Raw genomic sequence first — 13,176 nt, forward strand, 5'->3', positions numbered from 1 at the left:
CCGTATCCGGGAGGCCGGGGGCCGCGCCCCGGGCCACCGCCGTAACCAGCAGCCCGCGGACCGCGGTTCGGCGGCCCGCAGAAGACCCGGAGACACGACAGCCATGGGACACACCACCCGCCGCCACGGCGACCAAGGCCTCATAGCCCTGCTCACCGCCGGCGCGATGTGCACCGGTATCTGGCTGATCGGCCACGGCGCGCAGGCCCAGGCGCCGCCGCCGCAGCCCTCCGCCGACCAGGGGTTCGCCGCCGGCTCGCAGCACTCCCGGCCGTCCGCGACCCCGGCCCCGCCGCCCCCGCCGATGCCGGCCTCCCGGCCCCTGCGGGTGCGCATCCCGTCGATCAGCGTGGACGCGCCGCTGACGCGCCTCGGCCTCGACGACAACGGCAGCCTGGCGACCCCGCCGCAGGAGGACAAGAACCTCGCCGGCTGGTACGAGGGCGGCAACACGCCCGGTACCACCGGCACTTCACTGATCGCCGGCCACGTCGACAACCGCGCCGGGCCCGCGGCCTTCTACAACCTCGGCTCCCTGAAGAAGAACCACAAGGTGGAGATCGTCCGCGCGGACGGCCGGACCGCGGTCTTCTCCGTCGACGCCGTCGAGGTCTACGACGGCGACAACTTCCCGGACAAGAAGGTCTACGACCCGGCCGACCGCCCCGAACTACGGCTGATCACCTGCGGCGGCGGCTTCAACAAGGCCCGGCAGGAGTACCTGGGCAACGTGGTGGTCTTCGCCCATCTGACCGGCACCAAGCGGGAGCCGGCCCCGCGCGGCGGCGAGGACTGAGATCCTTCCGGCAGACGGCCATGCCGGCCGGGCCCGCCGCGCCGCGACTCCCCGTACCGTCAGCCCGGGATGCGGTTGCCGCGCCCGTTGAGCGCCATCCGGTTCCAGGTGTGCCGCCGGCCGCGGACCGCCACGGAGTAGGCGTAGAGCAGTTCCGGATCGCACATGCCCGGCAGGAAGGCGTCCCCGAAGTGGTGCGCGTCCACGCCGATCTCCTTGGCGGTCAGGGCCAGTCGGGGAACGATGTCGGCGTGCGCGCCCTCCTGGCTCGTACCGATCGCGCCCATCACCACCGCCCCCGCGTCCTGGACGGCGGCGACCGCCTCGGCGGCCCGCTCCTTGGTGAGGCCGGGCATGGTGCCGGGCAGCGGCAGGACGATCCCGTCGGCACCCGCGTCGACCAGCGCGGTCAGCCGGTCGGCGGTGATCCGCTCGGGATGTCCCGCGTGGTGCATCTTGCCGGACCACAGCGCCACGTCGTCACCGAGGCCCCGGCGCAGCTCGTCGGTGACGCGTGCCAGGCCGTCGAAGCTGCCGCCGGTGCCGGGGTTGGCGGTCAGACAGAGCAGGGCGGCGCCCATGTCGACCAGGCGGCGGGCCTGGTCCGGCCCGGCCCGGCGGATCTCCGGCACGTCGCCCGGTTCGAGGTTGACGCCGATCGGGCGCCCCACGTACGAGGCGAGGTCGGCGAAACTGGTGAACGTGCCCAGGCCGGGCAGCCGTAGACACTCCCCGTCCCAGGCCCGCTCGATGAGGTTGAGGACGACGATGTCCGCGCCGAAGGCGGAGACCAGCTCGATGTTGTGCACACCCGCGTGCCCGTCGGGGTGCGGGGAGAGCGCCGCGCGCTCGGCGAAGACCTCGGCGATCATCGTACGGCCCTCGGCGGCGGCGACCGCCTCGGTCAGCTCCCGGCCCCGCAGAGAAGCCAGTTCCTCCCGGTCGAGGTCGAGAATGCGCTGTGTCATGACGTTCCTTCCAGGGTCTTCTCGTGGTGGTGCCCGCGGCGCGCACAAGGGTGCGAACGGCGGCGGGCACGTTGACGTCTCCGGTGCGCGGCCCTGGCTTTACGGCGAGCACCACGGCCGCGAATCGGAACGCGTTGTAGTAGATCACCGCGCGGTACGGACCGATCGGAAGCGTTGCGCGGCGGCCGGGGCAGGCGTTTCCCATCGGTCCGAGGTCGCGCTGCCGCCACTGTCGACGCCGGAGCCGCTGTCCGACGGTCCGGGGATGTCGGTCGCTGCCGGGCACCGAAGGGCGGTGTCCGGCGGTCTTGGGCGCGGATTTCGGACCGCTGCGTCCCGGCGCTTACCGTACGGCCGCCATCCCGCGCCGTACGGCCGCCAGGTCGCCGTCGCCCGCCAGGCCCGCGTGGTAGAGCCGCAGTTCGTCGGCGCCGAGGGACGCGGCGTGTGCGGCGTCGGCGGCGAGCGTGCCGGGGCTGCCGCCCATGGCCGTGACGACGGTGAGGTTGGCGGCGACGACGGGGGCGGGCGACGCGTCATCGGCGGCCGGGCGCGCCCCGGCTCCCGCGCCTGCCTCCGCCGCGGCGCGTACCGCCCCGAACGGCGCCAGCGCGTCCGTGCGGGCCGCGTCGTCACCCGTACACGGCACCACCACCCCGTCGGTGTGCGCAAGGACGTCCGCCGGGTCGACCCCCACGTTCGCGCCACAGCGGTGCGCGGCCGGATCGGCGTGCAACAGCACCCGGAACCCGTCGGCCGCGGCGGCCCGTACCGCCGCGACGACCTCCCGCTGAAGCGTGCGCGCTGCGCCGTCGCGCCAGCTCCGTACGAGCCCGGCGGGCTCATTGCCGAGCAGCTTCACGACACCCCGCCACTCCCCCGCACGGCCCCCGCCCGCCGGCCCCTCCCCGGCGTCCGCGCCCGCCCAGACCGGCTCCAGCGCCCGTACGACCGCACCCCGCACCTCCCGTGCCGGCACGCCCAGCCCCGTGTAGCCCGCCTCGCAGACCTCGCAGAAGCACAGCGACATCAGGTACCGGGCGGCGCCGGAGAGCGGCACGCCGCCGGTCTTGTCGTGCGCGTGCGGATGCGCCAGTCCGTACCAGCCGCAGGACTCCAGCTCGGTGCCGCGCACCCCGGGCCGCGCCGCCGCCTCCGCGGCCAGGTCCCGCAGGTAGGCGCGGACCTCGGGCCGGGCGACGCAGGGCGCCCACGGGTAACGGTCGCCGTAGGCGTTGCGTACGGCGATGGCGGGGTGCTCGGTGCCCAGGCGCGTGTTGTGGGCCAGCACCACCCAGCTATGCGTCTCCAGGCCCGCGTCCGCGAGCGTCCGCACCGCCGCGCCGAAGGGGTCCGGGGCCGCCATCCAGTCCTGCGGGTACGGGCGCAGGGCGCGGCCCGACCAGCGTTCGGCGTCCTGCGGGTAGAAGACGGCCGCGTGCGGGGCGGTGACGACGCGGTGGCGGGGGTGACGCGGGGTCAGCGCCCGGGTGGAGTGGTAGGCGGCGGCCAGGGTGACCTGCCGGACGCCGAGTTCCGCGACGCGGCGGGCGGCGTCCGGGTCACCGATCACGTCCCACGGGTACAGGAACGCGGCGGCGCGCATCACCGTCCGCCCGTCGGCGCGCCGACCAGGGCCAGGCCCTGGTCGATCAGCGCGGCCAGCGCCTCGACGTGCTCGGGGGCCGGGTCGACGAGCGGCGGCCGTACCGGCCCGACGTCCGGCCCGCGCAGCCGTACCCCGGCCTTGACCAGGGAGACGGCGTAGCCGCGGCGCCGGCTGCGCAGGTCGGCCAGCGGCCGGTAGAAGCCGTCCAGCAGCCGGTTGACCACCGCGTCGTCGCCGCCGGTGAAGGCGCGGTGGAAGGCGGTGGCGATCTCCGGGGCGAAGGCGAAGACGGCCGACGAGTACCGGCGGATGCCGAGGCCGCGGTAGGCGAGGGCGGTGAGTTCGGCGGTCGGCAGCCCGTTGAAGTACCGGAACCCCCGCTCCGGCGCCTCGGTCCGTACCGCGCTGATGACCCGCTGAAGCAGGTCCAGGTCGCCGAGGCCGTCCTTGAGGCCGATGATGCCGGGAGTGCGGGCGAGGGCGACGACGGTCTCCGGGGTGAAGACGGCGTTGTCGCGCTGGTAGACGATGACCGGCAGCGCGGTGGCGGCGGCGACGTCGGTGTAGTGCCGCAGCAGGCCAGCCTGGTCGGCGACGACGAGGTACGGCGGCATGGCCAGCAGCCCGTCGGCGCCCGCCTCCTCGGCGAGCCGGGCGTAACGCGCGGCGAGCGCGGTGCCGTATCCGGCGCCGGCCAGCACCGGGACCCGCCCGGCCGCTTCCCGGACGGCGGCGGCCACGCAGTCCTGGAACTCCTCCGGGGTCAGCGCGTGGAACTCGCCCGTACCGCAGCAGGCGAAGACGGCGGCCGCGCCCGCGTCGACACCCCCGCGTACGTGGGCACGGAAGGCGGCCAGGTCCAGGGCGCCGTCGGGGCCGTACGCGGTCACGGGGAAGAACAGCAGTCCGTCGAGGCGCTCGGCGAGCGGCGGGGCTGGGGTCACGGGCTCTCCCTGACATGGCCGGGCAGGACGCACGGCGCACGCACGTCGCTGTGACGCCACCCCGCGTGCACGTCCCTGACTGATGTCCATATTCCTGAACACGTTCACGCTAGGGTAGCGCTCCCGGGCCGGTCAAGGGCGCGAAACTCCCGTCACACAAGCGGATTTACCGGGTCCGTCGGGCATCTTGACCCCGTCGCCCGGCCTTCCTACGGTGGCTGCGATCGTCCACACATCTGAACGCCATCCGCGGATGAGGGCGTACGTGATCGGGGGCCTTCGGGAGTGACCGGAATCCTTCGGGCGGCCGCCCCGAAGCCCGCTCGCCACCAGGCCGGCCATACGGGCCGTACGGGCATTACCAGCCGACGGCACCTGTGCGCTCCGTACGAGCCGTATGGCTCGCGCGAACCGTACGCCCCGTACGGCCCGTACGGCCCGCCGCACCGCCGATGGCCCGGCCGGAGGAGTCCGCCCCATGCCCGCACCCCGCACCGTCCTGCTCACCGGCGCCGCCGGCGGCCTCGGCACCCTGATGCGCGAGCTGCTGCCCCCGTACGGCTACCGGCTCCGGCTCCTCGACCAGCGGACCATCGACGACGCGCCGGACGCCATCACCGCCGACCTGGCCGACAAGGAAGCCCTGCGCGGGGCGGTACGCGGCGTCGACGCGATCGTCCATCTCGCCGGGATCTCCCTCGAAGCGCCCTTCGAGAAGATCCTCCGCGCCAACATCGAAGGCACCTACAACCTGTACGAGGCGGCGCGCGAGGAAGGCGTCCGCCGCGTCGTCTTCGCCTCCTCCAACCACGCCGTCGGCTTCACCCCGCGCCCCGCCGACGGCTCCGGCGCGATCCCGGTGGACACCCCGCGCCGCCCCGACACGTACTACGGCCTCTCCAAGGGCTTCGGCGAGGACCTCGCCTCCCTCTACTGGGACCTGCACGGCATCGAGACGGTCTCCGTCCGCATCGGCTCCTGCTTCCCGCGGCCCACCACCGTCCGGATGCTCTCGATCTGGCTGAGCCCGGCCGACTGCGCGCGCCTGCTGCACGCGGCGCTCACCGCCGAAGGCGTCGGCCACACCGTGGTCTACGGCTCCTCCGCCAACACCCGCCTGTGGTGGGACCTGACCACGGCCCGCTCACTCGGCTACGCACCGCGGGACGACTCCGAGCCGTACGCCGCCGAACTCATCGCCGCGCACGGCGCACTCGACCCCGCCAACCCCGAACACGCCCACCTGGGCGGCTCCTTCTGTGTGGACCCGCCCCGCTGGCCGTACTGAGAGGCCGTCACCTTCCCGCCGTCCTGACGTGGCAAAAGCCACGTCAGGACGGATCGCGCAACCCCTGCCATCCTCCCGGCGTCCTTGTGTACGTACCAATCATCCGCGCACCCGCGCAGGAACGAGGAACGCACCATGGGTATCGTCAGTTGGCTCGTACTGGGACTGATCGCAGGCGTCGTCGCCAAGGTCCTGCTGCCCGGACGGGACCCGGGCGGCCTCGTCGGCACCACCCTCATCGGCATCATCGGCTCCTTCGTCGGCGGCTGGCTCTCCACGAAGATCCTGGACAAGCCGATCCCGAAGGACTTCTACGACCCGTCGATGTGGATCGCCGCCATCGCCGGGTCCCTGGTCCTCCTCATCGCCTACCGCCTGCTGTTCGGCAACAGCCGCGAACGCCACTGAGCGCCGGCGGGCAGCGGCCCCGCCCGGCCCTCGACGGCAGGGCGGCACGCCCGCCCGGCGACGGGGCGACACCCCTGTCCTGCCCCGGCCACGGGACAGCGCCCCCGTCCGGCCTCGGCCACGAAGCGGCAACCCCGCCCGAACCCGGCCACGGGCCAGCCCCCCCAACCGGCCCCGCCCACGGACCGGCAGCCCCGTCCGGCCCCGGTAATGGAACCGCAAAGGAAGGCCACTCGTTATCCCCGGCATGACCGCTATGACTCCTGGCTCGAACCTCCCGCTCACCGCCTCGCGGGTGGCGGTGGACGTCACCGCCCCCGTGCGGCTCGATGTGTCGGGCCTGCTGCTCACCGCCGACGGCAAGGTGCGTTCCGACGACGACTTCGTGTTCTACAACCAGCCGGCCGGCCCGGGCGTGACCCACACGTCCGGCGCGGGCGGCGCGGGCGACACGATCACGGTGGACACCGCCGCGGTGCCCGCCGGCATCGAGAAGATCGTCGTGACCGCCAGCCTGGACGCGCCCGGCGCCACCTTCGCCGGCACCGAACCGACCGGCACGGTCCGCGACGCCGCCGACGGCAGCGTCATCGCTTCCTTCACCCCGCCCCAGCTCGGCGCCGAGACCGCCCTCGTGGTCGTCGAGATCTACCGGCGCAACGGCGCCTGGAAGGTCCGCGCGGTCGGCCAGGGCTACGCCAACGGCCTGGCCGGCATCGCCACGGACTTCGGCGTCTCCGTCGAAGAACCCGCCACCCCGGCCCCGGCCCCTGCTCCGCAGGCGCCCCCGGCCGCTCCCGCCGCGGCCCCGCAAGCACCCCCCGCTCCGCCCGCCGCGGCCCCCGCCGCCCAGTGGGGCCCGCCCGCCGGCGCCCCGGCGCCCATGGCCCCGCCGCCCGCGGCAGCCGCGCCCGGCGCCGGGAAGATCAACCTCGACAAGGGCCGGGTCAGCCTCCAGAAGAACCAGACCGTCTCCCTGGTCAAGGGCGGCAAGCCGTTCCTGTCCTCCGTCCGCATGGGCCTCGGCTGGGAGCCCGCCTACCGCGGCAAGGACATCGACCTGGACGCGTCCGTGATCGCCTACGGCCCGGACCGCAAGAAGGTCGACAACTGCTTCTTCGGCAAGCTCCAGATCCTGGGCGGGGCCATCCAGCACTCCGGCGACAACCTCACCGGCGAGGGCGCGGGCGACGACGAGGCCATCACCGTCCACCTCGGCGGCATCCCCCCGCAGGTCACCGGCCTGGTCTTCACGGTGAACAGCTTCTCCGGACAGAAGTTCTCGGACGTCGCCAAGGCCTACTGCCGTCTGCTCGACGCCCAGACCGGCGAAGAACTGGTCCGCTTCGACCTCACCCACTCCGAGCCCCGCACGGGCGTCATGATGGCCAAACTCATCCGCCAGTTCTCCGGCGAATGGGAAATGACCGCCCTCGGCGACTTCGTCGACTCCCGCACCGTCCGCGGCATGGTCAAACCGGGCGGCGCGGCGCTCTGACCTCGCCAGGGGCGGCACCCCACCAACGGTTGCCGCCCCTGCACCGCCGCTCTCGGCATACCGGGATTCACCGTCCCCTCGTTTCCGGACCACCAAGGCGGACGTACCTCGGTAGGGCGCGCTTCACCGACGCCTCCGGGTCCGGTGCGGATGGCTACGGATTTCCACACGCGTCCAGAAGGCTGTGCACATCCCGGCAGTCACGCAGGGCCAGGCTTCCCTGAGTGGTTTCGATGGTGGCCAGTGCCCTGTCACAGACGGTGAAGGTATTCAGCGGAACCTTAGGGTGCATGAGCACCATCTCGGAGCGATCGACCATCCAGAAGTCCTGCACCCCGGCCAGCGGGTTCTGCCGGTCGGTCGCATCGAGAATCCGGGCATTCTCGCCGGCTGCCACATGCGGCGCGTAATACCGGGAGAACTCTAAACGCAGGTACTCGGAGAGCGGTCTCGTGATGACGTGAACCCTCCCCTTGCGTTTACCCACTCTTCGCAGCCGCCGCAGATCGTCGGTGTACGGAGACGCGCAGACGTGCGGGGCGATTCGGGCAGTCGTCCTCTCCGCACTCGCCGTTGCCGTTGCCGTTGCCGTTGCCGGTGAGCCGAACCAATGCCTCACGTGCCACGCGAAAACCCCTGGTCCGCGGTCCCCGATGGGGCCGTCGAGCACGACCGTACGAGGGGCCGCCGGGGCACGTCCACGCATGGCCACGACTATGCGCGTACTCGCACAAAGAGGGGCCGTGGGTGGCCCGTGACCTACCTGCCCGGAACCCTCTCACCACGCCCCCTCACCCCCACAACCCCCGCCAGCCTCTCGTAGGACTCCAGGAGGGCCTCGCGGTCGTAGGTGCTGGTGGTTACCAGGAATTCGTCGGGGGTGGTCTGGGTGAGGAGGGTGTCCAGTTGGGCGGCCACCTCGGATTCGGTGCCGTGGATGTGGCCGGTCAGGGCGGCTTCGTAGGAGGCGCGTTGTTTCGGGGGGAGGGCGGGGGCGCGGGCGGTGATGGATTCGGCGGGTTCCAGGGGCGGGAAGACGCCGTGGGTGCGGGAGTGGGCCAGGGACCAGGCTTCGGGGAGCAGGAGGCGGCGGGCGGCTTCGGAGGTTTCGGCCACGGCGACGGTGCCGGAGACGATGACGTACGGGTGGGGCCAGAGCGGCGAGGGCTCGAAGGTGGCGCGGTAGCGCTCGATGGCGTCCCGCATCGCGTCGCGGCCGCGCAGGTCGGCGATGACCAGGGCCAGTCCGGCGCGGGCGGCGATGTCCGCGCCCGCGCCGGTGGCCAGGACGAACGCGGGGACGCGCAGGCCCTCCGCCGGGCGGGCGTGCACCTGGGGGTGGGAGCGCGGACCGCCGGTGAAGTAGGCGGTGAGTTCGGCGAGTTGGGAGGCGAAGGAATCGGCGGCGGCCTTGTCGGTGCCGAGCGCGCGGCGGATGCCGTCGGTGAAGCCGACGGACCGGCCGAGGCCCATGTCGATGCGGCCGGGGAAGAGGGCTTCGAGGACGCCGAACTGTTCGGCGACGACCAGCGGGCGGTGGTTGGGCAGCATGACGCCGCCCGTGCCGACCCGGATGCGGGAGGTCGCGGAGGCCACCGCGGCGGCCAGTACGGTCGGTGCCGAGCCGGCGACGCCCGGCACGCTGTGGTGCTCGGAGACCCAGAAGCGGTGGTAGCCGAGCGCTTCGGCATGCCGGGCGAGGCCGACCGTGTCGCGCAGTGCCTCGGCCTCCGGGTGTCCCTGGCGGGTCCGGGAGCGGTCGAGGACGGAGAAGGGGATGCGGAGGCGGGGGGACGGGGCGGCGGTCGTGTCCGCTGCCGGTTGCCCGGGCGCCTGGGTCGTCGTACTCGTCGTACCGCTCCGCGTGCTCACGTCCGGTGCAACGTCGGCGGGGCGGGCCCGGATTCCCGTCGGGAGCGGGCCGGGCACGCCCGCACCCGCCTCATCCCTGCCGTCGCCACGGCCCCCTGATCGCCAGCATGATCCCGGGCTCCTGGATGTTGGCGAACAGCGTGCGGCCGTCGGGGGCGAAGACCGGGCCGGTGAACTCGCTGTATTCGGGGGCCTCGGCGGTGCCGATGTTCAGGTCGTTGCGGGCGATCGGGTACGTACGGCCGTCGTCCGTGGCGCCGAAGAGGTGCTGGACGCCTTCGCCGTCCTCGGCGATGATCAGGCCGCCGTACGGGGAGACGGTGATGTTGTCGGGGCCGTCGAAAGCGCCGTCCGCGCCGGGCTGCGGGTTGACGCCGAGCAGGACCTTCAGGGTCAGGGTGCGGCGGCGCGGGTCGTAGAACCAGACCTGGCCGTCGTGGCGGACGGGGCTCTCCGCGCGGGCGTACGAGGAGACGAGGTACGCGCCGCCGTCGGCCCACCACATGCCTTCCAGTTTGCGCGCACGGGTGACCGCGCCGTCGTGGAACTGCTTGCGGACCGGGGTGGTGCGGGCGTCGCGGTCCGGGACCTCGACCCAGTCGACGCCGTAGACCGTACCGGTCCTCGTCGCGCGGGAGAGGTCGTCGACGAACCGGCCGCCGGAGTCGTAGCACCGGGGCGCGGCCAGTACGCCCGCGTCGTCGGCCAGCGTGCGCAGCCGCCCGCGCCCGTGCCGGAAGCCGTGCGGCGGGGTCCAGCGGTAGAAGAGGCCGTTGGGGCGGTCGGCGTCCTCGGTGAGGTAGAGGTGGCCGCGTCGGGGATCGACGACGACCGCTTCGTGGGCGTAGCGGCCCAGGGCCTTGACGGGGCGGGGGGCACGGGCGGCGCGGGGACCGTGGGAATCGTGGGGCCCGTGGGGGTCGTAGGGGGCCTGGGGGTCGACTTCGAAGACGTAGCCGTGGTCCTTGGTCATGCCGTTCTGGCCGGCCTTGTCCTCGGTCTCCTCGCAGGTCAGCCAGGTTCCCCAGGGGGTGCGGCCGCCGGCGCAGTTGATGGAGGTGCCCGCGATGCCGACCCACTCGGCGACGTGCCCGCCGTCCCGGGAGACCTCGACGACGGTGCAGCCGCCGGCCGCCGCCGGGTCGTAGACCAGGCCGTCGGCGAGCGGCACCGGGTGCGGCCACTTCGAGCGTGGCCCCTTCAGCTCGTGGTTGTTGACGAGCAGAGTGGTGCCGCGCGGGCCCTCGAAGGTGGCGGTGCCGTCGTGGTGGGAGGGGGTGGACTCGCCGCTCTCCAGCTTGGTGACGCCGGTCCGGGTGATGATCCGGTACGAGAATCCGGCGGGCAGCGCCAGGATGCCCGCCGGGTCGTCGATCAGCGGCCCGTACCCCGGTGCGCGCCCTCGTGCGCCGGAGCCCGGGGCGGGCGCGTCCGTTTCCGGAACCTCCTGCCCGATGGCGCCGGGCGCGGTGGCCAGGACGCCCACGCTGCCGGTCAGTGCGACGCCGGCACCGGCGACGGCGAAGCGCGTGGCGAAGTCCCTGCGGGTGAGCGGCATGTCATCTCCTGGACGGCCGGTGGGTGGGTCCTGTGCCCTGCGCGGCACACCCTGGCGCGCCCCGGCGAATTGCGGTTGAACCCGGTACGACGCCGCGATGTCCGGGAAGCGAGCCCCTCCAGCCCGGAAAACCATGGCAAACAAGGTCATCAGCGGCATCTGCGCAGCAAGCGCAAGATTTATCGCGTACCTCCTTGACCGCCGACCGGCCCGGCAATAGACAGTCCCTACCTGCATCACCCGTAGGGAGAGCGGCGGACCCGCGGCTGCACGGAGCTGCCCGGGGAGCGGTCCGTGCCGGGTTCCCGTCCTCCTCTGAGAGCCCGCCGCCGTACGCGGCCCCGGGCTCGTGAAGCGAACGCGGTCCCGCCCGCAGCCGTAGCCGCCCGTACGCAGGAGCACTCCCGCTCGTACGCCCGGACGCACGGCCGAGAGCCGCGCGGGACGCCCACCGGGGAAGAGGTGGTCTGGTGTGAACCAGCCCGAGATGATGCGCGGACCCACCGGCGGCCAGGTCAGCGACACCTCCCGCCAACAGGCACTTTCCGACTTCATGCACCCGCAGAACCCGACCGCGAACGTCGTCGGCTTCGGCCACGGCGTGAAGTGGACCAACGGCGAGCCGACGGGCGAGGAAGCCGTCCTGGTCTTCGTCACACAGAAGGTCCCGGAGTCGATGCTCCCCGAACGGGACGTCATCCCGCGGGAGATGGACGACGGCACCCCGACCGACGTCCTGGCCGTCGGCCACATCTCCGCACAGGCCCAGCAGCGCGCACCCGGCGGGCAGAGCAGCCGCTCGATGGCGCAGGAGCAGGGCCTCGGGAGCAACGGCGGCCGGATGGGCGCGCTCACCCAGCCGCTGCTCGAAGAGCTGAGCCAGCTCGGCAGGGCTTTGGAGCCGCAGCTCCTCAAGCGCCGGATGCGCCCCTGCCCGGCCGGCTTCTCCGTCGGCAACGCGCAGGTCACCGCGGGCACGCTGGGCAGCGTGGTGTACGACTTCCTGCCCGGCGCCCAGACCAACCCGCCGGCGCCCGGCCTCGGCGTACCGGGCACGTTCTACATCCTGAGCAACAACCACGTCCTGGCGGACTCCAACCGGGCGCCGCTGGGCAGCTCCGTACTCCAGCCGGGCACCTTCGACGGCGGTACGGACCCCGCGGACCGGATCGGCACGCTGGACCGCTTCATCTCGATCCAGTTCGCCCCGCAGATCCCGCTGACGCAGCACAACAACGTGGTGGACGCGGCCCTCGCGAAGATCGAGTTCGAGGACGCCACCCGGCAGCAGTACTTCAGCGGCGCGCCGCGCGCATGGCGCCGCAAGTCGTCGGTCGCGGTGGGCGACCTGGTCAAGAAGACCGGCCGGACCACCAACATCAGCTTCGGGCGGATCGTCTCCACCGACGCCACGGTCGACGTCAACTACGGCACGGCCGGCACGGCGCGCTTCAAGGACCAGATCATGACCACGAACATCTCGGCGGGCGGCGACTCCGGTTCGCTGGTCACCTCGCTCGACGACGTCGCGCTCGGTCTGCTCTTCGCGGGCTCGTCGACGGTCACCGTCGTCAACCACATCGAGACCGTCCGCACGCTGCTGCGCGTCGAGGTCGCCGAGCAGCTCGCCTGACCCACCGAGCCCGAGGGAGAGCCATGTCCAGCGCAGCGCAGAAGAGGAAGGGTCCGGGCCGCGAGCACCAGTTCGTCAACGCCCAGGGGTCCGAGGTCAAGACCCGTGACGAGGCGTTCGCCGTACAGCGCGACGTCTCCCCCGAAGCCCTCCAGGTCATTCAGAAGATGGCGCTGCACAACCAGGCGCTCACCTTCGACATGGAGGTCACCTACAACCCGAACACCAACGCCGTCACGGGCGGCCGGATCACCACCGGCATCTGCGGCGCCCCCTGGGACATCACCGGTGGCTCGATCGGCAGCTCGCTGCGGATCGACGCCAAGCGTCCCGGCACCGGCGGCAACTGTGCCGCGACGATCACCATCATCGGCCAGTTCCAGGTGCCGCTGTCCTACCGCGGTACCTACGGCTTCAACGGCCAGTCCACCTCGTTCAACCACACGACCCAGCTCGTGTGCTGACGGCGCGCCCGCGCCGGTAGACGCCGGCGGGGGGGGGGGGGCGCCGGCGGGGGCGCGCCCCCCCCCCCCCCCCCCCCCCCCCCCCCCCCCCCCCCCCCCCCCCACACAAACCCCCCCCCCGGGACGCGAAGAACCCCA

12 protein-coding genes are annotated in these 13,176 nt (G+C 73.0%); 6 read left to right on the top strand and 6 right to left on the bottom strand.

All coding sequences use genetic code 11. The features are described from left to right. Nucleotides 1-103: 103 nt before the first annotated feature. The gene (locus ACH4EB_RS32235; protein ID WP_398351709.1) at nt 104-796 is read left to right on the top strand and encodes a class F sortase; all 693 of its coding nucleotides are present in this window, start codon (nt 104-106) and stop codon (nt 794-796) included. Between the two features lie 59 nt (nt 797-855). Here the strand turns inward: ACH4EB_RS32235 and ACH4EB_RS32240 are convergent, their stop codons facing one another. The 3 genes from ACH4EB_RS32240 to ACH4EB_RS32250 all read right to left on the bottom strand — a co-directional run bounded on the left by ACH4EB_RS32240 (nt 856) and on the right by ACH4EB_RS32250 (nt 4,317). Beyond that, the gene (locus ACH4EB_RS32240) at nt 856-1,764 is read right to left on the bottom strand and encodes a hypothetical protein (protein ID WP_398351710.1); all 909 of its coding nucleotides are present in this window, start codon (nt 1,762-1,764) and stop codon (nt 856-858) included. A gap of 343 nt (nt 1,765-2,107) precedes the next feature. Further along, complete coding sequence (locus ACH4EB_RS32245) at nt 2,108-3,370, bottom strand: hypothetical protein (protein WP_398351711.1); 1,263 nt, start codon at nt 3,368-3,370, stop codon at nt 2,108-2,110. After that, entirely contained in the window at nt 3,370-4,317 is a 948-nt protein-coding gene (locus tag ACH4EB_RS32250) for a 5-dehydro-4-deoxyglucarate dehydratase (protein ID WP_398351712.1), read from the bottom strand. Before ACH4EB_RS32250 ends, ACH4EB_RS32245 begins: the two co-directional genes overlap by 1 nt. Before the next feature lie 478 nt (nt 4,318-4,795). Between ACH4EB_RS32250 and ACH4EB_RS32255 the strand changes: the two genes are divergently transcribed. The 3 genes from ACH4EB_RS32255 to ACH4EB_RS32265 all read left to right on the top strand — a co-directional run bounded on the left by ACH4EB_RS32255 (nt 4,796) and on the right by ACH4EB_RS32265 (nt 7,511). Continuing rightward, the gene (locus ACH4EB_RS32255; protein WP_398351714.1) at nt 4,796-5,605 is read left to right on the top strand and encodes an NAD-dependent epimerase/dehydratase family protein; all 810 of its coding nucleotides are present in this window, start codon (nt 4,796-4,798) and stop codon (nt 5,603-5,605) included. Between the two features lie 135 nt (nt 5,606-5,740). Continuing rightward, nucleotides 5,741-6,013, top strand: a complete 273-nt coding sequence (locus ACH4EB_RS32260) for a GlsB/YeaQ/YmgE family stress response membrane protein (protein ID WP_398351715.1) — start codon at nt 5,741-5,743, stop codon at nt 6,011-6,013. A gap of 256 nt (nt 6,014-6,269) precedes the next feature. Continuing rightward, nucleotides 6,270-7,511 carry a TerD family protein gene (locus ACH4EB_RS32265; RefSeq protein ID WP_398351728.1) on the top strand — a complete coding sequence of 414 codons (1,242 nt, stop codon included), beginning with the start codon at nt 6,270-6,272 and terminating at the stop codon, nt 7,509-7,511. 154 nt (nt 7,512-7,665) lie between these two features. Here ACH4EB_RS32265 and ACH4EB_RS32270 read toward each other — a convergent pair whose 3' ends face one another. The 3 genes from ACH4EB_RS32270 to ACH4EB_RS32280 all read right to left on the bottom strand — a co-directional run bounded on the left by ACH4EB_RS32270 (nt 7,666) and on the right by ACH4EB_RS32280 (nt 10,941). Further along, nucleotides 7,666-8,217, bottom strand: a complete 552-nt coding sequence (locus tag ACH4EB_RS32270) for a DUF6879 family protein (protein WP_398351716.1) — start codon at nt 8,215-8,217, stop codon at nt 7,666-7,668. 53 nt (nt 8,218-8,270) lie between these two features. Further along, nucleotides 8,271-9,290, bottom strand: a complete 1,020-nt coding sequence (locus tag ACH4EB_RS32275; protein WP_398351729.1) for an LLM class flavin-dependent oxidoreductase — start codon at nt 9,288-9,290, stop codon at nt 8,271-8,273. 163 nt (nt 9,291-9,453) lie between these two features. After that, the gene (locus ACH4EB_RS32280; protein ID WP_398351718.1) at nt 9,454-10,941 is read right to left on the bottom strand and encodes an alkaline phosphatase PhoX; all 1,488 of its coding nucleotides are present in this window, start codon (nt 10,939-10,941) and stop codon (nt 9,454-9,456) included. Between the two features lie 472 nt (nt 10,942-11,413). Here ACH4EB_RS32280 and ACH4EB_RS32285 point away from each other — a divergent pair, with 472 nt between their 5' ends. Both ACH4EB_RS32285 and ACH4EB_RS32290 read left to right on the top strand, forming a co-directional pair. Then, on the top strand, nt 11,414-12,574 hold the full coding sequence (locus ACH4EB_RS32285) for a hypothetical protein (RefSeq protein ID WP_398351720.1): 1,161 nt from the start codon (nt 11,414-11,416) through the stop codon (nt 12,572-12,574). A gap of 23 nt (nt 12,575-12,597) precedes the next feature. Further along, complete coding sequence (locus ACH4EB_RS32290) at nt 12,598-13,038, top strand: hypothetical protein (RefSeq protein WP_398351721.1); 441 nt, start codon at nt 12,598-12,600, stop codon at nt 13,036-13,038. Nucleotides 13,039-13,176: the final 138 nt, after the last annotated feature.

The sequence above is a fragment of the Streptomyces sp. NPDC018045 genome (assembly GCF_044327445.1).
Taxonomy (GTDB): domain Bacteria; phylum Actinomycetota; class Actinomycetes; order Streptomycetales; family Streptomycetaceae; genus Streptomyces.

What these genes read in the sequence shown, in the direction of transcription:
- ACH4EB_RS32260 (WP_398351715.1), top strand. Translation starts at nt 5,741, where the DNA reads ATGGGTATCGTCAGTTGGCTCGTACTGGGACTGATCGCAGGCGTCGTC.
- ACH4EB_RS32290 (WP_398351721.1), top strand. Translation starts at nt 12,598, where the DNA reads ATGTCCAGCGCAGCGCAGAAGAGGAAGGGTCCGGGCCGCGAGCACCAG.
- ACH4EB_RS32235 (WP_398351709.1), top strand. Translation starts at nt 104, where the DNA reads ATGGGACACACCACCCGCCGCCACGGCGACCAAGGCCTCATAGCCCTG.
- ACH4EB_RS32280 (WP_398351718.1), bottom strand. Translation starts at nt 10,941, where the DNA reads ATGCCGCTCACCCGCAGGGACTTCGCCACGCGCTTCGCCGTCGCCGGT.
- ACH4EB_RS32270 (WP_398351716.1), bottom strand. Translation starts at nt 8,217, where the DNA reads ATGCGTGGACGTGCCCCGGCGGCCCCTCGTACGGTCGTGCTCGACGGC.
- ACH4EB_RS32245 (WP_398351711.1), bottom strand. Translation starts at nt 3,370, where the DNA reads ATGCGCGCCGCCGCGTTCCTGTACCCGTGGGACGTGATCGGTGACCCG.
- ACH4EB_RS32240 (WP_398351710.1), bottom strand. Translation starts at nt 1,764, where the DNA reads ATGACACAGCGCATTCTCGACCTCGACCGGGAGGAACTGGCTTCTCTG.
- ACH4EB_RS32255 (WP_398351714.1), top strand. Translation starts at nt 4,796, where the DNA reads ATGCCCGCACCCCGCACCGTCCTGCTCACCGGCGCCGCCGGCGGCCTC.
- ACH4EB_RS32265 (WP_398351728.1), top strand. Translation starts at nt 6,270, where the DNA reads ATGACTCCTGGCTCGAACCTCCCGCTCACCGCCTCGCGGGTGGCGGTG.